At 39.1% G+C, this 23475-nt stretch carries 21 protein-coding genes; 2 read left to right on the top strand and 19 right to left on the bottom strand.

What is annotated here, in order from left to right; translation table 11 throughout:
- The first annotated feature begins 159 nt into the window (after positions 1-159).
- On the top strand, positions 160-1506 hold the full coding sequence (locus ABD909_RS05245) for a D-alanyl-D-alanine carboxypeptidase (RefSeq protein WP_345096915.1): 1347 nt from the start codon (positions 160-162) through the stop codon (positions 1504-1506).
- Between the two features lie 33 nt (positions 1507-1539).
- Positions 1540-1818 (top strand): hypothetical protein, encoded by a 279-nt coding sequence (locus tag ABD909_RS05240; RefSeq protein ID WP_345096914.1) that lies wholly within the window; start codon positions 1540-1542, stop codon positions 1816-1818.
- 1854 nt (positions 1819-3672) lie between these two features.
- Here the strand turns inward: ABD909_RS05240 and ABD909_RS05235 are convergent.
- The 19 genes from ABD909_RS05235 to ABD909_RS05145 form a co-directional block, all read right to left on the bottom strand.
- Positions 3673-5070 (bottom strand): L-serine ammonia-lyase, encoded by a 1398-nt coding sequence (locus ABD909_RS05235; RefSeq protein ID WP_345096913.1) that lies wholly within the window; start codon positions 5068-5070, stop codon positions 3673-3675.
- Positions 5071-5421: 351 nt separating this feature from the next.
- Entirely contained in the window at positions 5422-6105 is a 684-nt protein-coding gene (locus ABD909_RS05230) for a nitroreductase (RefSeq protein WP_345096912.1), read from the bottom strand.
- A gap of 378 nt (positions 6106-6483) precedes the next feature.
- Positions 6484-6978: a hypothetical protein gene (locus ABD909_RS05225; protein WP_345096911.1), complete on the bottom strand. Its 495-nt coding sequence runs from the start codon at positions 6976-6978 to the stop codon at positions 6484-6486.
- 116 nt (positions 6979-7094) lie between these two features.
- Positions 7095-8279, bottom strand: coding sequence for an alpha/beta hydrolase (locus ABD909_RS05220; RefSeq protein WP_345096910.1), 1185 nt, complete (start codon positions 8277-8279; stop codon positions 7095-7097).
- Between the two features lie 348 nt (positions 8280-8627).
- Entirely contained in the window at positions 8628-9419 is a 792-nt protein-coding gene (locus ABD909_RS05215) for a DNA adenine methylase (RefSeq protein WP_345096909.1), read from the bottom strand.
- Positions 9420-9446: 27 nt separating this feature from the next.
- Complete coding sequence (locus ABD909_RS05210) at positions 9447-9665, bottom strand: hypothetical protein (protein WP_345096908.1); 219 nt, start codon at positions 9663-9665, stop codon at positions 9447-9449.
- A gap of 128 nt (positions 9666-9793) precedes the next feature.
- On the bottom strand, positions 9794-10021 hold the full coding sequence (locus ABD909_RS05205; protein ID WP_345096907.1) for a hypothetical protein: 228 nt from the start codon (positions 10019-10021) through the stop codon (positions 9794-9796).
- Positions 10018-10680, bottom strand: a complete 663-nt coding sequence (locus ABD909_RS05200; protein WP_345096906.1) for a lysozyme — start codon at positions 10678-10680, stop codon at positions 10018-10020. Before ABD909_RS05200 ends, ABD909_RS05205 begins: the two co-directional genes overlap by 4 nt.
- 62 nt (positions 10681-10742) lie before the next feature.
- The gene (locus tag ABD909_RS05195; protein ID WP_345096904.1) at positions 10743-11072 is read right to left on the bottom strand and encodes a hypothetical protein; all 330 of its coding nucleotides are present in this window, start codon (positions 11070-11072) and stop codon (positions 10743-10745) included.
- Between the two features lie 9 nt (positions 11073-11081).
- Positions 11082-14069, bottom strand: coding sequence for a phage major tropism determinant (locus ABD909_RS05190; protein ID WP_345096903.1), 2988 nt, complete (start codon positions 14067-14069; stop codon positions 11082-11084).
- Between the two features lie 21 nt (positions 14070-14090).
- A complete protein-coding gene (locus ABD909_RS05185; RefSeq protein WP_345096902.1) occupies positions 14091-14324 on the bottom strand; it encodes a hypothetical protein in 234 nt (77 codons plus the stop codon).
- Between the two features lie 12 nt (positions 14325-14336).
- Positions 14337-15485, bottom strand: a complete 1149-nt coding sequence (locus tag ABD909_RS05180; protein ID WP_345096901.1) for a phage tail protein — start codon at positions 15483-15485, stop codon at positions 14337-14339.
- 7 nt (positions 15486-15492) lie between these two features.
- Positions 15493-16515, bottom strand: coding sequence for a phage tail protein (locus ABD909_RS05175; protein WP_345096900.1), 1023 nt, complete (start codon positions 16513-16515; stop codon positions 15493-15495).
- Between the two features lie 9 nt (positions 16516-16524).
- On the bottom strand, positions 16525-17178 hold the full coding sequence (locus ABD909_RS05170) for a transglycosylase SLT domain-containing protein (protein WP_345096899.1): 654 nt from the start codon (positions 17176-17178) through the stop codon (positions 16525-16527).
- Entirely contained in the window at positions 17175-19247 is a 2073-nt protein-coding gene (locus ABD909_RS05165) for a glycine zipper family protein (RefSeq protein WP_345096898.1), read from the bottom strand. The genes ABD909_RS05170 and ABD909_RS05165 overlap by 4 nt, the downstream gene beginning before the upstream one ends.
- Before the next feature lies 1 nt (position 19248).
- Positions 19249-20694 carry a hypothetical protein gene (locus ABD909_RS05160; RefSeq protein ID WP_345096897.1) on the bottom strand — a complete coding sequence of 482 codons (1446 nt, stop codon included), beginning with the start codon at positions 20692-20694 and terminating at the stop codon, positions 19249-19251.
- Between the two features lie 11 nt (positions 20695-20705).
- Entirely contained in the window at positions 20706-21587 is an 882-nt protein-coding gene (locus ABD909_RS05155) for a hypothetical protein (RefSeq protein ID WP_345096896.1), read from the bottom strand.
- Position 21588: 1 nt separating this feature from the next.
- Positions 21589-22014, bottom strand: a complete 426-nt coding sequence (locus tag ABD909_RS05150; protein WP_345096895.1) for a hypothetical protein — start codon at positions 22012-22014, stop codon at positions 21589-21591.
- Complete coding sequence (locus tag ABD909_RS05145) at positions 22014-23474, bottom strand: hypothetical protein (RefSeq protein WP_345096894.1); 1461 nt, start codon at positions 23472-23474, stop codon at positions 22014-22016. Before ABD909_RS05145 ends, ABD909_RS05150 begins: the two co-directional genes overlap by 1 nt.
- Between the last annotated feature and the right edge of the window lies 1 nt (position 23475).

Here is a 23475-nt window from a genome sequence, read left to right as displayed (position 1 = left end):
TTTCTTCTACGGTTATAAGATCTAAGAGCAATATGAAAACTCATAAAATAACTTCTGTAAACAAATTAGTAATACCATTCGATTAAATTGTAGCAATAAGCTGTAGAAAAAAGAGCTTTAAAGAATTTTCAAGATAAATGGAGAAATAGGACATCGCAAGTGTATATTAACTGCCAAAAAATTATGCGTTGCTACTCAAAAGTAGCAATTGCCTTTATTATTTTAGCTCTTTCTTACTCTTGGGCATCGGCTACTCCCCAAGGAGCTTATCCTGATAAATATGCTGCAATCGTTATAGATGCAAATACAGGAAAAACTCTCTTTCAAGCCAATGCAACATTGAAGCGTTATCCTGCCTCTTTAACAAAAATGATGACATTATACATACTCTTTGAAGCTATGCATATGCGTCGTGTAACGCCAAATACACCGATTCCTATCTCACATTACGCAGCAACGCGTCCGCCAACAAAAATCGGTTTTAAAGCAGGACAAACAATTTCTGCAGAAGCAGCCGCTAAGGCACTCATTACCAAATCGGCAAATGATGTTGCCACGGCCATTGCAGAATATCTTGGTGGTAATGAAAAAAAATTTGCTCGAATGATGACAGCTAAAGCTAGAAAACTTGGCATGATCCATACGCATTTTGCAAATGCCTCAGGTCTTCCAGATGTGCGTAATTATTCCACAGCACGGGATATGGCGACTTTGTCGTTAGCTCTGCGCAAACATTTTCCACAACAATATAAATTGTTCAAAACAAAAAGTTTTACTTTCCGTGGACATACAATTAACAGCCACAATAAACTCGTTAAAATGATGAAGGGCGTCGATGGAATTAAAACTGGCTACACACAAATGTCAGGTTCTAATTTAGCATCGTCTATGCGTCTTGAAGGACGCTCTATTGTTGCTGTCGTTATGGGAGGCAAATCATCTACCGCACGTGATGAGCATATGGCTAGCTTATTGAATCAATATTTGCCAAAAGCCAGTCAAATAAAAGATAACGGACGCTTAATGGCTTCTGTAAACCACAACTTGCCCACTGGGAACAATATTCCTATCCCCCTCATTAAAGCTAAACCAACCAATCTTGAAGGTGAAGTTTCTACTCTGCTGACAGCATTTGCAGAACAACCTCGAAATTCCAATACAGCAATAGCTGCAGTAAACCAAGCAATTATACCAACTCCCAATCCTCAGAAAATCCTATCCGTTGAGACTAAAATTGTAACAGCCTCTCTATCCACAAACGCAGAATGGGCCATCCAAATTGGTTCACTCCCTAGTAAAGAACAAGCACAAACTCTGCTTTCAAAAGCAAAAAACATCGCTTATTCTTCTCTAAAAAACGCATCTTCACATATGCAACTGTTTGAAAAAAGTGGACGTCGTTATTACCGTGCGCGGTTTGTAGGCTTTCAATCAAAAAAAGCTGCATTTAATGCTTGTTCTACATTAAAGAAAGCAAATTTTAACTGCTACACTGTAACTTACTAAAAAGTTGTTAGATTACGCGTTAAGGATAGTATCATGACACACAATGCTCTTGCTTCATTCTATAAAAAAGAAAAGCTATTGAAGCAATCATCTTTCCTCTCATTACGCTCTCTTCACGATGCTATGACAAAACTTGCTGGTTTAAAATACACTCCAACTGCATTAGACACGCAGTCTCTTGTCAATCTTCTTATTTGCCAAACAATGCGCAATCGCCGTCTTATAAAGCCTCCTGTACGTATTCATTTACGTGTTGCAAGCCAAACTGGTAATGTGCCTATTAAAATTCATCTAGGTGCAACAAATCTTTAATTCTATAAGTAATTTTCCCTAAGAAGTATTTTGTTAGTAAAACTGTTCGTACATTCCCTACAGTCTTTAAAAATATTTTAGAAGGCGCACTTTTTTCAAATTGAGGAGATTAGACACTCTACTTTGGATTGCTTTAAAACTTATAAGAAATCCCATCTTAAACAAGATTAGATTTTTTAGATTGCTTTTAAAAGATTATATCGTAATCTCAAATAATAACTTTATTGTTTTCAAAGGCTTTGTTTAAAGAGAATTTTGTATCTTCATTTTGCTTATAGGTTTTGATGGTGCAAAAAAAGTAAAAACCCCCTCGAAACATATACTATTGATTGAATTTACAGGTTGTATTTTTGATATAGATTGTTTTTTGAAAACTTTAAAACATTAACCTCTTGAAATATAATGGTTTTTATTTTTTATGAAAAAAAATATATAAAAAGGAATAAAAAGAATCCTCAAAACTTCATAATCATAATACTCTTATAGCATTTCTTAATATTGAGGCATATTATAGAATAATCTCTTTATGAACAGTAGAAAAACCAAGTTTTGAAAGGGATGCCTTAAATGCAATAATCAGATCGTCTTCACCTTGAAGGTTATACACTATATTATGCAGTTACCAAATAATTTAGAAAAAAACTTAATAGCAAGTGCCTATATATAAAACGCATCATATTGCAAACTCTTTGTTTGTTTATGAAAACCTTTCAAAAGAAGCATAAATGATGGGTATGATCTTGATAGCATTCATTTGAATGAGAGAACCTATAAACGCTTTTCGTTGCTATAAAGCGTATCAATAATAACGCCCTCATATTTTAGGTGGTCCATCTGAAACAAAGTACATTATCAAAATGCTTCTTTAAAACGTTTCAATGTACTTACCTCAAAATTGAGTTGCGTGAATTGAAATAATTTACATTCTAAAATTAAAACATATCAAAACGTTTTTGTAAGTCGATATCAATACAATCAAAAGCAAATGATAACTGAGTTATAACTGTTATAAAACATAGGTTTCACCATTTAAACAATTCATTGAGTAAGACTATGCATATTTTCATTTGCATTAAGTATAACTGCTTTGCAAATTGGTCGGTCCATATCTGAGCTCGTTATCTTTAAAATAGAGCATTCTTTAAACATTTTAGTTTTTTACTAAAAATTTAGTAAAATCCCATGCCTTTATAATATTCAATGGTTTTGTATTTTGCTTGCCTATCTTGTTTCACTAAATACCCCCAATTTTGGGATAACTAAAATCACTCAGCCCATATTTGGGCGCAGTGCTTTTAAACTGTAACTTTTAAAACGTTTGTTGCTCGCTTGCTTACGTTTATCATTAAAAGACTTCCAATATAATAAGATATAACATTGTGAATTTCATACCTGCTTATTTCTTACTCCAGTAAAAAATACCGTGGTTATAAAATCATCTTTTAAAAATCCTTTTATGTGTCCTTAATGAATTAAAACCTACAACTCTTATGACAGTTTCAAACGATTATTTTCTTTTTAAGGTTTCGTTCAAAAAAGAGCAAAAACCATACCATTTATTTTATTGATAATTTTAAACGATTGCGTTTTGAACAATGCAATTTGTGAATAATAAAAACGTACCATAAAATTTATGAACTGTTATGAATGATAGCTGCTTTTCATTTCATTTGAATGCACACATGCGTTATAATATTTATATCTGATTTGCTTTTTATGGTCTGTTTATAGAATGAATCACGTATAAAAATGTGGATTTATAAAAATAATTATAACAACCTAACGATGGTGCTCACTTGTGTCTTCATAAACAAAAAAATACATAAAATTTCCAGATTAGATATCTGTTTGTTCTTAACAGGATATCGCATTGACTGCGAGACCAGCTTTACTCGTTTCTTTATAGCGTTCACTCATATCATGTCCAGTCTGACGCATTGTTTCTATACAAGCATCAAGAGAAACAAAATGTTCTCCATTACCATGTAAAGCAAGAGAAGATGCTGTTACCGCTTTAACAGCCCCCATTGCATTGCGTTCAATACAAGGCACTTGTACAAGCCCTGCAACTGGATCACACGTCATTCCCAAATGATGCTCAAGCGCAATCTCTGCTGCATTTTCAATTTGCGCTGGTGTACCACCTAAAGCGGCGGTCAATCCTGCTGCTGCCATTGAAGATGCCGTTCCAACTTCACCTTGACATCCCACTTCTGCACCTGAAATAGAAGCATTATGTTTGATGACACCGCCAATAGCTGCTGCCGTCAACAAAAAATTATATATTCCCTCTCGGTCTGAATCGTCATAAAATTGAAGATAATAACGTAAAACTGCGGGTATAACACCAGCTGCCCCATTTGTTGGTGCCGTAACAACACGACCACCGGCAGCATTTTCCTCATTCACTGCTATAGCATATAGCGAAAGCCAATCATTTGCTAAAAGTGGAAAGTTGCAGTTTTTCTTTCGATTTTGCAAAAGTGTTTCGTGTAGCTTTTTTGCGCGTCTTGGAACATGCAATCCACCAGGCAATTCCCCTTCTTGTGCAAGACCTCTATCAATGCAATTTGTCATAGCTGAAAAAATTTCATCAAGCCCTGTATTAAGCACAGAACGCTTCATCTTCTTCTCTTCATTTAGACGCTTCATTTCAGCAATTGAGAGTCCTGATTTTTTCGCCATTGATAACATTTCACGAGCAGAACAAAATGGATATGGTACTTTAGAGATTTCTGATTGTATATTGCTATTCATATGACTTAATTCATCTTCAGTCACAACAAAACCACCACCGATAGAATAATAAATCTGCCGTAAAAGAATATTTCCATCAGTATCAAGCCCTTCAAAAGCAATTCCATTAGTATGTCCAGTGAGAATTTTCTTTCGTTCAAAAATAAGATCATTTTGCAAATTAAACTGATAGGCAGGGTGGCCTTTTGGTTGCACTTTTTTTTCACGCATAACCTTTTCTAATAAAAATTCTATAGAATCAGGATTAATAGTTGAAGCTTTTTCTCCTAACAGCCCTAATATCACAGCCCTATCTGTAGCATGACCAATTCCTGTAAAAGCCAAAGAACCGTAAAGATAAACACGTATACGAAAAACTTTAGCATCAAATGGCTGGGAAAGATTCTTTGTAAGAATCTCTTGCAAAAACATATTAGCTGCCGTCATCGGCCCCATTGTATGAGAACTAGAAGGACCAATACCAATTTTAAAAAGTTCAAAAACAGATAAAAACACGCATCACCTCAAAACTCTATAGTTTTCAAATATATGCTTTTTTATCACGCTTGTCCCATTTAAAATCAGATTGCAAGATAAGCTAAAAAAATAACTGCTATAAATACAAATATAGCCCGTCTTGCTACTATCCAACACTTACTTTCTAGAGTGCTTTCCATAGGCCAACCTTCAAAAATGGAAAATGATCTAACAATAATCACTCTCTTAATGTTATGAACGTAGTAAAATAAATATTAATATACAATATTAAAATTTAATAGGAATAAGAGCTTCCCACCAAAATATTCTTACGATGCCCAAAATTCTTAAAAAATTAAGCTCATTGATGTAAAAATATTTCTATGGATATCATGAAATAAAACGAACAAAATTCTCTATTGGTTCGCGTTCAGTTTCAAAACTGTTCTCTGGAGCATTCTTATCACGATAGCCAAGCGCCATACCACAGATAATATTTCGATCAGAAGGTACAGATAACAGTGTACGAATTTGTCTATGATAATCAGCAAAAGCCGCTTGAGGACATGTATCTAATCCAAACCCACGTGCTGCCAACATAATGTTCTGCATAAACATACCCAAATCAAGCCAACTCCCCATTTCCATATCATGATCCATTGTAAATAAAAGACCTACAGGTGCGCCAAAAAATGAAAAATTCCGCGCTTTTTGGCAAAGCATTTTTTTCTGATCATTTTTTTCAATTCCAAGGCTTTCATAAAGATCTACACCAATTTTTCGACGTCTTGAAAGATAAGGCTCACGCCATTTACGTGGATAATAATGATATTCACGCTCTCCTTTTACACCTGAAAGTGCAAGATGTGACAGCTCCTGTCCTAACTTCTGTAATGCATTTCCTGTAAGAACAATAACTTGCCATGGCTGAAGATTTGTCCCAGATGGAGCACGTGCTGCAAATTTTAAAATTTCTCTAATTATTTTTTGCGAAACGGCTTGGTTCGTAAAAGCGCGAATCGACTTACGTGATAGAATGGATTGGAAGATATCAAGAGGAGAATTATCTATCATTGCTTTTAGTTTTCTCTAGGCTACTATTCTCTTTCTTATCACACACAACCTATTACTTTAATGAACATTTTAAACGTAAGGGATGATTCAAATAAAAAAGGATTAGCATTTTTCAATACACTTTTACAAAGCGTATTCTTTATTTACTAACTTATTTCTTATAACTCTTTGAATGCGTTTTAGCTCTTTTGAGAAAAACTATTCACAGTGCGAACAAACAAGACAATAGCTTTATAACTAAATGAATCAAAGGATTCTATAAAAAATGCGCAGTAATTACCAATTTCTTTTTTAGTACTATGATCTTTTGAGTACACTGTTTTCTATGAAATTAAAAATATTTTTATCAGCATATTTGGCTCAATTTTTTTCTAAACTTTAATATTCTTTTTCAAAGAGATGTGGACTTTCAACAATAAGCTTTTCTCGTGCTTTTTGTAACTGCTTAATGACTTCATCAATTTTTGATGGGGAATGGAAAGATTCTTGGCTATTTAATAAATGCTGTTTTTCCTCCCCTTCATAAAAACATTGAATCTGAGATTGCAGTATTCTCATCTCTTGGAAGAAAAGACGTCCAGTTTCCTTGAATGCACTGTTAAGTGAAAAAAGTTGATCGGAAATTGACAGCAAAATCTGTTTTAAAAAGCGCTCATTTTCTTGGCGTTTACGATATTCTAAAATAAGAGCATGACTTATCTCGTCCAGCTGTTTTTTTGTAGAATCAATTTGACGCAATAAATTTGGTTTTTCCCCCATATGACCTTCTTTCGCCTTCAAAAGCATAGCATGAATATTTAATAACTTAACCGCGGAATGAGATAAATAATCAACTAATGTAGGCGTATTGGCATAGTGCTTTCCTGCAACCATTATGAACTCACCTAATGACTGGTTTTTATATTCATTCCGCTATTCATTTTTTATTTTACAAAGCCATTCTAAAAAAAGTGCTAAAAACATTGAGCACTTCTCCATTCTTTTCACAGTTAATGTGGAGCGAGTGGAGACAATAAGCGTATTGGAGTATAAAGAATAATATGTGTTGTTTTCTCCAATACAGTACTACTATCAGTAAGAAGCGCCTGGCTGGGTGACAACTCTGTACCCTGCATAATTGTGGAAGCTAAAGAACCCTCTCGAGAAAGCGCCATCAATGTTGGCGAAGATGCAAAAACATTGTGTTCTCCACCATCGACATTAGAGACATCAAGAACAGCTATACCATTTTTACGCAACATTTCAATATCTGAACCATCCCCCACACGATGATGACCACCTGTAAGGCGCCCAGAAACAGCGAGTGCTTTGTCCATCCGAGAGACCAAAATAGCGGTTGGCTGAGGTAATCTCTTAATATCATTAAGTTGGCGTTCAAACACATCAACATCAATGTCGGGTGCTGCCATTAAGAAACTGGTAATACGGCGAATAGGTTTATATTTTCCCTGTAATGCTAAAGTTCTAAATGCCTCCATGATAACGAAATTGCCCATAGAATGTGCAATAACAGAAATTTGATCAGCATTTGTTTCGCTAATGAGTGTTAAAAGCTCTATTAATCCATCACGTGCAAAATTAGCGCTATCACGGTCATAAATATAAAGAGGAACTGACCCAGCAGAAGGCCATGAATAATGTAAAGTGACAACATTTAAAGAATAATCGTATGCAAACTGAGCTGTGCGAAATGTGCCATCTGCAAAATTATTATTATAACCGTGAATAAAAAGGAAAATTTCTCTTTTTCCTTTTGGTTTTTTTGCTAAATCATTATTTAATTGCTGCTTAAATTGTTCTTTATTTTTATATTTTTGCAAGGCTACTGCTGAAAAATATTTGTCGTGAGAAGGTCTATAGGCGTTTGTTTCTACCATCCCCTTCACATGTTGTTGAGGAATTCCTACATCGACGCGGTTATAGTGCACTTTATTTGACCGCTCTGCTCCATAAGGCTGAGCATAGTTGTTTTGCATCATACGACTTGTTGCAACATACACTGGAACAATAGCTTTAGGAAGGATTGGTTTTTCTTCAACTTCCCTTTGTACTGCAACCATAGATGGTGTTGCATGCACCCCATGCCAAAGCACAGCACGCGAATTGCTACATGCTGTTAATAAAGAAATGCAAATAAAGAATGCCAAACACTTTAAAAACACTCTGCCTTTCATTAACACCACTCAACCCTCTTAAATATTTAACAATTTAAATCTACGGGAAAATGCAAAATTTTCGTTGATTTGAAATAAACTCATTATGTGAAATATACTAATAGATTATATACGAAGAAAAACTTTACTGCAATGCAGTACCTAAAATGAACAACGTATAGAATAATGCTCTTCATATAAAAAACACTTATCCCGCTATGGAAGATTTAAATGGTGCGGTCGAGAAGAGCCATTTAATAATAATTCCTTACTATTTTTCAATAAGTTAATAAAAATATTAAAAAATAAAACCACCTTTTAAACCACCTAGCATATAGAATCCACAGCGCTATCAGATAGCAACATCATCTATATATTGCAATTGCGAATCAGGAGTTCTTTTCGAGGTGTTTTTTCTGCCATACCTGCTACCCAAAGGGTCTCTACTTCTAAAAAGTCAAAATCTTTAAAGATATCTCGAACCTTATCACAATCATTCAGACTCAAGACAAATTTGCCTTGAATACCTTTAAGAACTTTTGCCATGATCACAAAATCATCTTCAACAAAATTCCCAGAGCTATAATACTTCTTCTTAAAAAGATAAGGTGGGTCTAGATAAAACAAACTGTCTGGCGCATCAAACAGCTCAATAACTCGTTCCCATGATAAATTTAAGATAGTGGTGTCTAGAAGCTTCTGTCTAACACGTCTCATCCTTGCTAAAAGTTTGTCGGGATTAAACATTGCTGTCCTTTTTTTGCCAAAGCTAAAAGATACATAATCTCTTTTCCCATACAGGACACAACGTTGGAGAAACAAAAATCGTGCAGCTCTTTCAACTTTGGAGAGGCTCTCTGGAGCAATTGCCGCAAGTTCAAAAAACAACTGTCGCGAACAAACAAACCACTCCAATCGTTTGGCTAAATCATCAAAGTCATTTTGAACACATTGAAACAGATTCGTTATCTCTCCATTCAAATCATTAATGACGGAATATTTCGCTGGTCGTTTGTTTAAGAAAATGACGCCTGAGCCTAAAAACGGTTCAATATAAGTTGCATGATTAATACTATTTAAAATCGGTATAATTTTCTTACGTAGATGATGTTTTCCACCCATCCACGCAAACATTGTTTGTGTAAAGTCTTGTTGCATCATATTTTAAAGGAAAGATTTGGTGTGTTACTAACTTTTCGTTATCCACTTTTTAAAGTGTGAGAAGCTATTCTCTATGGCATCTATAAAACGGGATAAATCGATTACAAATATAAAGAGAATGAAGGCTAACCATTTCATGAAGCGTGACATCATCTTTAAGCCTTGATAGGTTTCTATCATCTCGTGAAGAAGCTGTTGTTCTGCTTGTGTAAGCTCTTTTTCTTGGTTATTTCGTTTCTTGGACATCTTTCCAACCGCATAAGCGTGCTCCCTGTTGATTATGTTTCAATATATCTCTTGCTAGGTTGGAACTGATGACATCAAAATCTTGTTTGTCTAAATAAATCGGTAACCAGCCACCACAAAAAAAAGATCTATTTGCCGCGCACCCAACGAGACAAAGCAGAGCGCACATCGGTATCGCTTTTTTGATTAACTTCATTTTCTACCTCAAGACGAGTTGTTGCTGCCTTTAATGTATTCTCTGTTTGCTTGTGCCGTTCGCTCTTCTTGCCAAGATGAAAGGCTTTCGCCAAAGCTATAAAAAAAACGGCTAAAGCCGCTAACAGTAAAGAAAGATTTCTTTTGAACCAAAAAATCACAAGCGCTGCTCCTTAAAGCGTTTGGCGACAATCACAATCCCTGTACAAGCTGCGAGAACCATGATCCCTGCCAATGCCCATTGGATCGGTCCATTGCCTACCAACAATCCACCAAAGCCTGAACAAGACCCTATAATCGAGGCTAGCGCTTCTACCTTTAAAAGTCCTCTTGCCTCACGCGTTTCTACCCTGTGATAGTTCGAAGCAATGTAAGCCCCCTTTGCCCACAAACCGGCTTCGGCTGCTCGACGGTTGGATAATCCCACAAAAGGCTTGCCACCCACTTTATTCCATTTCTGTAATTCTCCAGGAACAGCTTCATAATCCCCTTGATTAAGCTTCTTCAACAACGTTGACTTGCAAAAAGCTTTTGTCCCTACATTATAGCAAAACGACACCAAGGCAGCGAATTGCGCATCCGTTAACGAAACCGTCACTGCTTCTTCTACTGCCTTCTCAAATTGCTTTAAGTCTTTACAAAGGATTTCTTCCGCTTGCTCTTGGGTGATACGCATACCTTTTTTAACAAGCGGGTGACCAGCATTGCTGGTGTGACCATAACCAATCGTCCAAATACATGCGACATCTCTATATGCCTCTAAACGTAAACCTTCCCATTGTTTAATCAGCTCTAACCCTTCTTTCGATATTTTCCTCATCCCATCCTCCATAAAAAAAGCCCCACATAAGTGAGGCTAAATAAAAGCTTCTTTTATGATCTTTATTGGCTATGTTCTTTGATCAACTGCTCGATTTCTTCAACACGAAAGCCAAGTTGAAACAGCGGCGCATATTCGCTTTCCTGTAATTCATACTGACAACGCTTTTCTACAAAATCACCCTCTAAATCAGACGGCATTTCGGTTGTGAGAACAACCTTATGCCTGTCATCTTCTACCCCCTCTTCTCCTTCACTGAGCTCTTTAACAAAGACCCAGTAAAAACGCGTTAATAAAAGCATCTCTAATCGTCTCAACGTTTCTACCTTATCAAAAGAAAGCATGTTTAAATAATCTTCCTTGCTATTTAAGTGCTCTGGATCATCTTTCATTTTTCCCTCCTAAATAAAATGCCGTGGGCGGCTACTTCCACGAGCTCCTAATTGTTCATAGCCTTTAGAAGAGACGGCAGCACGTGCAAAACAACCGCTATCCGCATGACTCCATCCTCCTCCTCCTAATAACCACCTGATTTCCATCTTAGGCAGCCCTCTATTGGTTATTTGCATAGGAAAAGTTCCTGATAAAAACTGCCAAACATAACCGCAACCATCCTCGCAGCCTATATGCGATATCATTCGACGATATGCCGTATCCTTATGTCCTCCTGAAGTCTTAGGAGAGGGTGCTTTCCTGCTGAAAATACTTGTCTTGTCATTGCTTCCATACATCGCAGAGGAAAATTCCTCATCACTCAATAAAGACTTATTTACACGCATCATATCCGTTACATGATCTGTATAGGTACGACCCGTTGTGATAGGAACCTTATACGCTGATTTCGTATTTTCACCTGTACCTGACTGAAGATAAATATCAACCCAAAGATCTATAGAGGGATCATAGACCATCCCCTCTGGTGAACTATGCGGGCGGTGATTCAAACACCAAACTGAATTAGGTAATATATCCCCTGCTCGATAACCAGACAATGGATGACCAGAAATTGTACCAACATCTGCACAAAGCGTATGAAACCCTCCTATCTTGCGTGAATTATCACCTGTATAACCTCTTGGATAGGTAGAGTTTTCTGATACAACAAATTTGTGAGACTGTCCTCCATCATAAACCAAATAAATATAATAATCCTTACCCGCCAAAAGAGACGAAACCCTTATTATTTTATCTACCGTATTATTTGCAACCAAAATATTACTGGGTAATTCCAAGGTTAGACACGTTCCTTTTTGCAAGGTTAATTGCGCTTTGCCTGTAACAAAAAGAAACGGAGTGAAAGTTGACAAAACCGTTAAATTAGACAATTTCAAAAAAGCGTTTACTGTTTCAGCTAGATTTTTTGCTTGTATGGCTACTGTATAAGCTGTTGTCGCTGTTGCTAGAGAACTCCTGATACCACTAAGCTCTTTCTTCGTTGTATCGGCTGTTGTTTTGGCTTCTTTAGCAATTTTTTCCGCTTCATTCGCTACTGTCTCTACCTGTACAGCTTTCTTCTGCGCTCCTTCGGCAACCTTTTTTGCCTCTTCCGCTAGGCTTTTCACCGCCTCAGCACTTACTTGCCCTGCCTCCTCTCCTGAACGCACCGCCGCCTCTGCTGCTGCTTTCGCTTCATTGGCTATTCTCGTTGCTTCTGTTGCACCCTGTTGCGCTTGCTCGGCTTGCGATGTTGCGCTCTCCGCTGCGCTTTTCGCTTCTAAAGCGGTCGCTTTGGCACTGCTTGCCTCTTCTTTCGCTTTTTCTGATAAACTTTTAGCAATAGAAGCAGTTTGACTTGCCTCATCACTCGTTTCTTTCGCTGCATTCGCAACTGTTTCTAAACTTTCAGCTTTGGCTTTTGCTTTGTCTGCTACTTCTTGTGAGGTCGATGACAACTGTTTTGCCTCTTCTGCTAACGTCTTCGCTTCACTAGACTTCGTTAATGCTTCTGAGGTTTGTTGACTGATCTCATCACCTTTCTGCTTAGCTGTATTCGCTATCGATAATGCCCTTTCTGCAAGACTTTTAACATCACCAATCGTTTGTTTGGCTTCATCACAAGTGGTCTTGCTTGTTTGTGCTAAGCTCTTTGCTTCTTCTGATAATGTTTTAGCTTCCTCTGCAATCCCCTTGGCATCATGAGCTGTCGTCGATGCCATATCCGCGGTTGCTTTTGCAGCTGTAGATTCTCTTAACGCTTGCTCTGCTGTCTTTTGCGCCTCTGTAGATGCCGTATTAGCTGTTTCCGCTAAACTTTTAGCCGTTTCAGAAATACCTTTACTCTCTTGTGAAAGCGTTTGTGCCCCTTCAACCTTCTTCTGAACTTCTTCTATCAAACTCTTAGTGCTTTCATCACCTTCACGAACCGTTTGTCTATCAGCTTGCAATGCCTGCTCTGCTACTGCCTTCGCTTCATTGGCTACTCGAGATGCTTCTGACGCATCTTGTTGCGCCTGGTCGGCTTTCGCTGTTGCACCAGCCGCTGTACTTCTTGCTTCCTCTGCTAAACCCTTCGCTTCGGATGCTGTTTGGGATGCTTGTTCTCCTCTTGCTTTTGCATCCTCTGCAGTACTCTTGGCTTCTCTGGATGCTGTTAAAGCTGTCTCTGAGGTGCTTTGTATTTGTGACGCTGTTTTTATAAGTTCTGTAACAGAGGCTGTTGCACGTTCCGATAAACCTTTTGCTTCTTCTGCAATATCTTTAGCATCATCCGCTGTTTGTTTGGCTACATCCGCCTTAAGACTGGCTTGGGTCGCTACCGTCTTTACTTCATGACACGTCGCTACCGCCGTCGCGGCTACTTGGGTCGTCTCTGTCGCTGTTTGCTTTGCCTCTCTCGCTGTTTGTTCTGATCGTTCAGCAATCGACTTTGATGCATCGGCTAACTTCTTAGCTTCTGTCGAGACATTCACGGCATTCTCACTTGCCTGCTTGACATCTGCTAAACTTTCCAATGCTGTAGCAAGTGAACCTTTTGTTGCTCCTACTTCTCCTGATACCCTATCTATTGCTGCTTTCGCAAATTCTGACGTACCCTTCGCTTCTAAAGCCATTGTCTTCGCTTCATTGGCGCTCGTCACTGCTCCAGAAGCTGCCGTCAATGCTTGTCCAACCGTCACTGCAGTCCCATCCGATAATTCTTTTGCATCATCCACCAACCTTTTCGCCGCATCTGCTGTCTGTTTGGCGATCGTCGCTAAACCCAGAGCACGTTCTGATGCTTGCTGTGCTTGGACACCCTGTTCCGCTGTCGCAAAAACTTCATACGCATAAAGACTCGCCGTTCCTAACAATTTCGGAACAACAAAACTATCTTGCGAACTCCCTTCTAAAATTTCTTCTCTCGTCGCTACCGGTATTGAATATTCATGGTTATGATCAGGTATTTTCATATGCTTTCGTCCTTACATCATCTACAGCGCTTCATCTAAGGAACACCCTTTTAAATCTTCAACTTCTTCCCTTAAGTCCCCTAAACGCTTCTCTAAATCTTTCACTGAATCTTCAAAATCTGACTTCAAAACGCCACGAAACAACTCTAAAATCCCATTAAGCGGCGCATGGACAAACCCATGCCCCGTATACAAAACAACCCGTACTTGAGATGGGTCACTAATCTCTGATATCGCAAACGGTTTCGATAACATTAATTCTCCTCCTCAGCTCTTTATCCCATAAACAACACTCATATTTATCGGGCGAGTTTCAACCCCACCAAAACTATTCATCAGGATGGTATGATCATGCTCTCCTAAATCTTCTCCTGATGGACGAGGAATTTTAAAAACATTAAATCGTGAATGCTTGAGAAAAAAAGGATGCGAGGTATATATCTTGCTTTCAACAGATGATTCTTCTCCTGGTGTCTGCTCTATATTGTCAAATGCTTCGTTACACCTTTTAAAGGCGTCACCTGTTAAGCCCACACACTCTTCATCTACATGGGATGTATGCGGGAGAATCTCATAATCTACATAAACGCTTCTCTTGCCCCTCGAAGTGCCTGAAGAAAGAGCACGTCTACCCCTTGAACGACTTTCTGAGGGAGGAAAAAAACCAATACTGTGTTCATGGGCTCTCAACGAACATTGTTGCACACTGGGAAAAACTCTATCTGCATCAACAAAACCAAAATAATCATAACCACGCAAAAACATCCCACGTAAATCAGGAACATTAAACGTTGTTTCATTATCGCCACCACCCCACATCGTTCCTATCGTCGCAAATAGATCACGATACGTCGCACGTAAATAAGTACCACCATCACACAATAACCAACCAGCTGGAAGGTTTTCCATGGCAAATGCTCCTATAAATCCTGTCGGTAAATGTCTTAAGCGTGAAGATCTTTTTAACGTAGGATTAAGCAACTGCCATCCTGAAAGACCTTCATCATAGACCAATGCGTAAATGCAACCCTGCTGGATTTCCCCTCCTTCTAATAAAACCGGATTACCAACTTCTGAAGCCTTGTAAATAGGCTTACTTGCAAAACCATTCAGAAAAAACTTCGTCGCACCAACATTCTTGCCATTCGCTTTAAATCGTACAACAATGTCATTCTTGTACTCTAAAAATTGTGTTTTGCTTTGAAGTCTTATCGATGTTGTTTGCTGCGCGTTATCAACGCTAACAACACCTTCAAGCCCACCACCTGTATCCGATAGGTATTCCCGTACACGTTGCATCATGCCGCGTGCACTATCATTTACTGTATGCGGCGCTTGTCCTTCTGACCAGTTGATAAAACTATCCGCACCAGCGTTGTTCGACGCCGTTAAAGACCAATTATAAATTGTCGACATATCTACCTCAGGTTTTTATCGCAAATACTACCGAAACATTAATGGGGCGCGTTTCACTGCTTCTATCCCTCAATGATGAAAGATGTTGGGTGTGGTGCTGCATAAAAGGAGTACTCAAAATATCATAAGTTCTAATATCTTCTGCTCTTACTCCGGAAACCGCTGCAACTCTCGTTTTTTGATTTTCATCAAGCGAATGCCCCCATAAAATTGTTGCATCTCCATGCCAATAATGTTCATTATCCTCACTCATCTGTGAAATAGAAATCCTATGATCATTATGTTTATGAGATTGGATTAAATCCTCCTGTACACTCGCAAAATCCCGTCCAATATCAATATTACCCCCTCCATCAAAGCCCCGTAAAAACATCCCACGCAAATCAGGAATATTAAACGTTCTAAATCCATCGCCACTCCCCCAACTCGTGCCTATCGCTGCAAAAAGATCACTATAAACACTGCGTGAATAAGCACTTCCATCACACAACAACCAACCACTTGGCAATGCTTGCATCGCAAACGTTCCTATAACTCCTGCAGGATAAAGAGAACTGGCCAAATCTTGTGGTGACAACGTGGGGGTAGGATTAAGCAACTGCCATCCTGAAAGAGATTCATCATACACTATACTATAGATGCAACCTTGTTGGATTTCTCCACCAGATAATAAAACCGCTCCTAATTCTGTCGCCTTGAAAACAGATTGGGCAGGTAACGTATTCAAAGAAACTGTCGTCGCTCCAACATTCTTGCTCTTGGCTTTAAAACGTACAACAATATCATTCTTATACTCTAAAAAATCAGACTTGCTTTGAATCTTTATCAAAGTCGCTTGATTACTATGATCAACTGTAACAATCCCTTCAAGCGCTCCACCCGTATCCGATAGATATTCCCTTACCCGTTGCATCATACCACGTGCGCTGTTATTGATCATGCTGGGGCGTTGACCTTCTGACCAATCAATCAAATCATCTGCACGTGTGTTATCCGCCGCTCTAAGCGACCAATCATAAATCGTCGACATAGCTCTATCCTAAATTCCGTAAAAAGCCCGCATGAATTGCGTCATCAAAGGATTATCATCATCACGCTCTTCTTCCGATGGCTCTTCCTGTGATGCTAATAATGCCCGTAAAACCTCTAGAAAGTTCTCTCTATTGCCAATGCTCCCTCGGGCAATAGGAGAACCATAAGCAAAAGGAGTTGGGCGTGCTACTTGCTGCCCACCATACATCTGAAAAACACGATTGGTAAAATCACTGGCACGCATACCGCTGTTTCCACCATTCAAACCAACCGCATTGCTGCCAACAATTTGCGCCGCATTGGCATGAGGATTTTGTAGAAGGCGCGCTGCTCCCCCTGCCCCTTGTTGATGTGCTAAATACAGTTCCGCTTCCGAGGGCGCCCTTCCCAACAGACGGCTTAAATGGTTGCGATTATCAAGCGTAAACCGCCCCATAGCATCGGCTGCCTGCATGGGGTCAAAACGGTCTTGCAAACCATATTGTTTGGCGGTGCTGTCTATAAACTGATATAACCCACCCGCAGAAGAACGTGGATTCCTTGCATTGGGATTACCGCCACTTTCAACTTGCGCAACACGGTATAAATAGCTTTCCGGCAAACCATAACGCGCCGCTGCTTGACGGATCGCTTGATCTATTGAAGGGTTATAACGGGTCATTTCGCGTACTCTATTGAAACACTAGGACCTAGCCCTTTTGCTATAGCTCTAGAAACAATCTTCAAGCCACCATCTGTTAATACCTCTGCATGATGCCACTTCAAAGCACTTTGAATGAGTTTAGCAATTTCATTGCGCTCCATTCCTTTAACGCCAAAAGTTGCTAATTTTGCTATTCCGCGTTCTAACTCTTGTTTTGCTTGCAATGCCTCTGGTGCGTTCGGATGAAAAAATATGTTGCGTGCTAATTTAAAAGCTTGAACTGGTACATCAGGAATACTGTGCGGTACACGAACTCCATCAAAAAGAGAAACTCCAGGAGTGCCTTGAAATTCTTGATAACCTTTTGGGGACGCATCAGAATAGAATTTCTCCTTATCTACTGCCTTTTTAAAAGTAGAAAACCGTTCAGGTCCTATAATCCTTTCAAGATTCTCAGATGCAAGATCTTGTTTTAAAAGATTAGAGAATTCATTAATAGGATCACTCTTTTTCCTTAATAAATCATCTAATGCATCTCTCAACCCCATTTTATAGGTATTATTTTGTTCACTCCAATTTCCTTTAGAAAGATTTTCCTTAACGGCATCTCTCTCAACACTCTTTTCAAGTTTCGTGTGAAGAGCACGCCTACCTTGTTTTATCGCTTCTTCAAAGCCTTCATATTTTTCTGCACTACCTCGAGCTACTTTATAAATAGGAGAAACCTTGTCCGCTATCTCTACTAAATCTTTCTTAAGCGATTGATATACAGAAGCCATTTGATTATCGCCAAAATTTTTATTCTTTCTATAAAAGTAATCAAGAGACCTCTTGATTTGATCTAATAACTCCATTGTAGGTTTATAATTAATATGTCTAAAATCTCTAGAATCAAACATTTCTGGTTTTGCATTGCGAATGTCTTTTCTTAAGGTTTTAACAGCTCGCTCAACAGCTTCTTGAAATGCTTCTTCTTCAAAAAGCCTATTAAGAGTCGGATAATGCTCTTTTCCTATCGGAGTACGATAAGCTTGAGCATAGAGAGGACCATGTGCCATGTCCCCTTGCTGTTTTAACGTCCTGCTTAACGTATCTCTATGCTGGTATGGCGCAATTGTCTGTTCCATCATATCATCAAGTCGTTGAACAACACCGCCTAATCTTTTCTCATGCGCTTGCTTTAAGATATTAAAAACATCTTCATTTGTTTTAGACGAATTCCACAAAGCTTGTCGTAGCTTTTCATTCATGTCTGTCAAAAACACCTCATGGGGTTCTGAGCTAAGGCGTTCAGTAAAGTTTTTAGTTTTATTATCGTAAAGATGCTTAGCAACTTCTCTCAAAGCTTTATTGGAAATCTCTTTATGAGCAGGATTAAAATAATTTCTTACAAGTGGAGGTGACTTTAAAGTATTTATCGCTGCACCACCTAACTTAGAAACTAAGTTGCCTCCTAAAGCAGCAACCGGTGTTAAAACAGCACCACCCGCAGCTCCAGCTAGTGCCGAATTCAGCGTATCATTGTAACCTTCTCCCGCACCAGAACCATGTAAAGCACCAGAACCAGCTCCTACAAGTGCTCCCCTACCTAAACTTCCTAAAGTTGTCCCTGCTCTCAAAAAATTTAATGCGGGAATACCCAATGATGCCAATGTTGGCAAAATAGAACCAGCAATATAAGCGCCGGAAGATAACCATGGATATTTCTTTTTCAAGGCGTTTTGGTAAGCGCGCTCTTCTACTACCCGTCTATTATAAATCTCCTCTGCCCGTTTATCTCCACGCCAATAATCCGTAAGACCTGCTTCATTCACTGCTTGTATCTCATCACTATACCCTGCTGTCAAACCAGATGTTCCATGACTCCTTAGTGCATCCCACCACGTAAGATCTTTATCATCAAATGAAAAATCGTCTGTTGTAGATTTTGAATTAAATGAAGCCGTTTCATCATCATCAATAATACGAGAATAAGGAATATAACCCGTTGTTTTTTTGCCTTGATAACCACGACCCTTCTTGACTGAAGACGCGCCTTTATTATCAGATACATCATCAACAATACGAGAATAAGGAATATATGCCATTTTAAGCCCCTTTAACCCTTATCTTACCATCTTCACCAACAAAGCGTGCACCATCAGGCAATGCATCTTCCTGTTCTTTGCTGCTAACAAGCGATAAATCACTACGTTCTTTCTGTGGTGCTACGGAGTGTGGCTGTGAAGTAACTTTATCAATATTCTCTTGCGTTATTGCAATGTTACCGTTTTCTAGCAACGACAATACGTCTGATTTCATTTTACCTAAAATCTGATGAATTTTTTTCAATCTAAACAACAGCTCTTTATGACCTAAGTTGTATTTTATCTCTCCCAAATAGCTCGTTAATACATCAAGCTCTTTTTCTGTGAGATTACCAAAACCAGAAGCGCCATTACGTGAATACTGTCTCATGGTTTCTAAGCGGTCAATACCTATACGGTTTCTAATAGAATCAAGTAGTGAACTCATATCACGGTGTTGAGGAACACCTAACTTAGCTTGTGCATTAGCCCAATTACCTGTAGCCCATTCCCCCTTTTCTTCTATGTAATTCATAAAACGTTCAATGTCATGGAGTGTATTACTACTGATCGCTTCACTATTTTTAAGCTCTATCGTTTCTCGTAGGCGATCAAGTTCTTCTTTAGATCTAGCACCGCTGCCCCCATTCGCTGTTTGTACTAAAAAGGCATTTAACGCATCTTTATTCCCAGCTATGAACCGCGCTTCTTCTTCACTGTAGCCTTTAGACTTTAGATACTCCACGGTTTGGTTAACCTGTCCTCTTTGTTTATCACCTTCATTAAGATGCTTAACACCACTTGCTAGCGCATCCCATCCAGAACCACCAGATGGTGCCGCAGACATACCTGCAAAAAGATCTTGAAGCTTTTTATAAAAATCCGATTGTACAAACTTTTCAAAACCAGTCCCCGTAACTACTGGAGAAATTTGTAACTGTGGTGACGAAGTTGCCTCTACCATAGGCGTAAATGCTTGTCGATTAACCTCCTGTGCAGTGGGGAGAGGTGAATGATCCCCTACACCAAATGGTATTTCCGCTTCAGGAACCATATAGGGTTCTTTCTTCTCATAATAGATTCCATCAGGAATAATAGAACCTACGTTAACAGAAGAAAGAGAACCTGTATCAAACGGTTGATTAAGAGAAATTGCGCTAGGAACAACGGGATCTTGATGCTGCTGTATTAATTGCTGCAATATTTTCATTTTATCAATTGGTCTTTCACCAAACTTCGGAATAACCATTCCTAACAGCTTTCGATTATATATTTCTTCATATTTTTGGCGTTCTCTATCTTCTTGAACTACAGACCACTTCTTTTTCGCACGTTGTATTGTAGGTGAAAGGTGTGGACTAATTAAGCCATCAGCACCCATTTTAGACATTCTAACTAAAGGATGTTCGCCTTGATCAGGAGGAATAAAAAAACGTGAAATGTTATTAAACCAAGAACTTTTTTCCATCTCTTCCTCTCCTATACACCAAATCTTTTTCCTAAAAATGCACCAAAAGGCTTAGAAATAACAGGAATCCCCATAAAACTTGTCGCTAGATTTGCTACTGTCGCAAAATTCTTCCAAGGATTGTTGCCTTGTATCAAAGAATTCGTACTGTTATTCGTCGTCGTGCCATAATTTCTTGCAAAACCATGACCGGCATTCATCAACATGTTTAATCTATTCCAACCGCTATTGTCTTGCTCCAGCCAACGTTCACGATTGGCATCAACAAGCCGTTGATTATAGTCATTAAGAACAGATGAACCCTGCAACATATTGGAATAGGCATTGTTGTAAGAGGGGAATAAGTTTCCTACCATGCCTAAGCGATACTTGTTTAAGTCACCTAGTAAGGCATTAGCTTGTAGCATATCCTGCTTATTCTCACGATAATGATTAATCCTAGCACTTTTAGACAATGCATCAAGTTCACGTGCCAACACTTTCACATGCGCACCAGATCCATAACCACCAGAACCTGCAAAAGAGCTGTTAATCGTATCTCTCACATCCTCCATAGATTTTTGAAGGACATCTTCAAAATCTTGATCATATCCCCCTTTATAACTAGAAGCCAATGCACCAATATTACTTTCTGCCTGCATAGGCGTATTCATCAAATAATTCATATAATTCTGATACTGATGAGGAATACTTCCAAGCCCCCCAATGGCTTGATAAGTTGGAGCACTTAACGGCGCAACACGAGGTCCCCCATAAACATTGCCACCAATCCCTGCGTTATACATTTGATAAGCATCCGCACCACCACGTTTAAAAACATTCTGCATCCAAGAAGGCGGGGCGCTTGTCTGCACCTGTTTCTGTTCTGTTGTTGTTGGTCGTCTGCTCCCCATGTCACAATTCCTTCCTGTAATAAAGCATATCTATGCCGTAACCTTGCTTGTTCAGTGCACGCTTCCAACCCAGACGCCCTAAAATCTCTATCTCGAAGGCACCATTCTCACGCGCCCAATCCTCTGCAATTTTCAAATTGTCAATTTGATCAAGAATGCCCTTGCCACTGCATTCACAAATCAAGGCGCGCTTCTTTCCCAAAACTGTCTCTTGTATCTGGGTCGTAACAGCCGCTAAAAATCGCTTGTCATCATCCAAAACAAGCCACAACTGTTTCTTGCCACTACAAATGGCTTCAATCAGTTCCTGCAACGTAATTTCATGTTTGAAACGCTCTACATATGCACTCAATGACGCAATGATATCTTCAAAGTATGGGGCTATGCGCTCCATATCCCAAAAAGTGGTCAAAAAAACTTTTGCCATTACCCTCTGCCCAAAGGACGTAAATCCACATTAAAACCCGTGATATGGTTCCAATGAACCCTTTCAGGGATACGCAATTTAAAACGGTGATAACGATTGCGCGAACGTCCATGATAAGCACCCGTGACGTAAGAACACACCCTCTCCTTGTGCCATGTGATCGGCGTCTGATCATTGCGAAACCTACGTTCTCCTATGCTTAAAAGACCTTCCATCGTATCAACTTCTGCAAACATCTTCGTGATAAAGCTAAAACTGTCATCCAGTGCCCCCATCTCTTGCGAAACAACCGTTGCCTCCATCGGCGCTCCAGTAAACACAACAAGATGATTTTGATCATCAAAACCACCAAGCATTGGAGCGCCACTTTGCCAACGAGGGCTATCTAAAGAAGCCGGCAATGCCTCAAGACTTGTCGAAATCTCATCCAACTGTTCTAAGCTATAGCCTGCTGTAAACACTGGAAACAATGTGAAAGGCTTCCCTTGTATCGTCGACCATTTCTGCAAACCCCAATCATAAACAAAGGTGGTTTGCTCATGATTACCCCTCTTCAAGGACCAATAAATCCGGTTATTAATGGGGTCTATAACCCCTTGCATCTCATCAAGAGCAAACTTATCAAATGTCTTAAAAACCGTTCTATCAACTTTTTCAAAACCTATCGGCAAAACTTGACCATCGCTATTTATCTGATAAAAGCCTCCATCACCGGCAAAAAATGCATCATTGCCACGACAAGCTATAGAGGCTGCACTGCGCGCTCCTCGCTTATCTTGAATCTTTTGGAAACTGTATACAAGTTCAGACCCTGGAGTAAATAAACCTGCATAAATAGCAGAACGCATAAAAATAAGGGGATTGGTAGATTCTGTTGCCCCTTGTACATATTCTCCATCCGAAAAATCTATATGATCACATTTTTTTTTGCCTATTTCCCAGAAATTTACATCATTCACACCCGACCAATGAATCCGATTGGGATTATCTGTCAATTGCATCAAACAAACAAAAGGTCCCCAAACTTTAACCAATCCCGCTTTCGGTGGATTGCCACCTAAATCTTCAAACCGTTCGGAACTACGAACATTAAAAACTTGCGGTTTGTCGTTTTTATTCACCGCAATAATGGTTTCACCAAATAAGGCAAATGACCATTGATTATCCTCATTTGCTTGATAAGTCACACCAGTTTGGCTAATATCTTTCCAACCCTGCGTTTGGCTGTCATAACTATAAAGCTTTTGCTTACCTCCAACAATAATCTTAACACCATTGCCACTTCTAAAAGCTATGCAACCCAACGGTTTCTCTTCTAAAGGAATCTTAGAAACAACCATTGCACTCGGCATGGGGATATAGCTACCATCTGCCGGTAAAACATTCACAAGCGTATCTGTAAAGCTGCCATTAACAACCGCAACATCCGGTCTGTAATCGGCTACTGGAAAATAAACCATG

It is taken from the genome of Bartonella acomydis, from assembly GCF_039543025.1.
GTDB lineage: Bacteria > Pseudomonadota > Alphaproteobacteria > Rhizobiales > Rhizobiaceae > Bartonella > Bartonella acomydis.
This window is presented reverse-complemented; position numbering and strand designations above follow the sequence as displayed.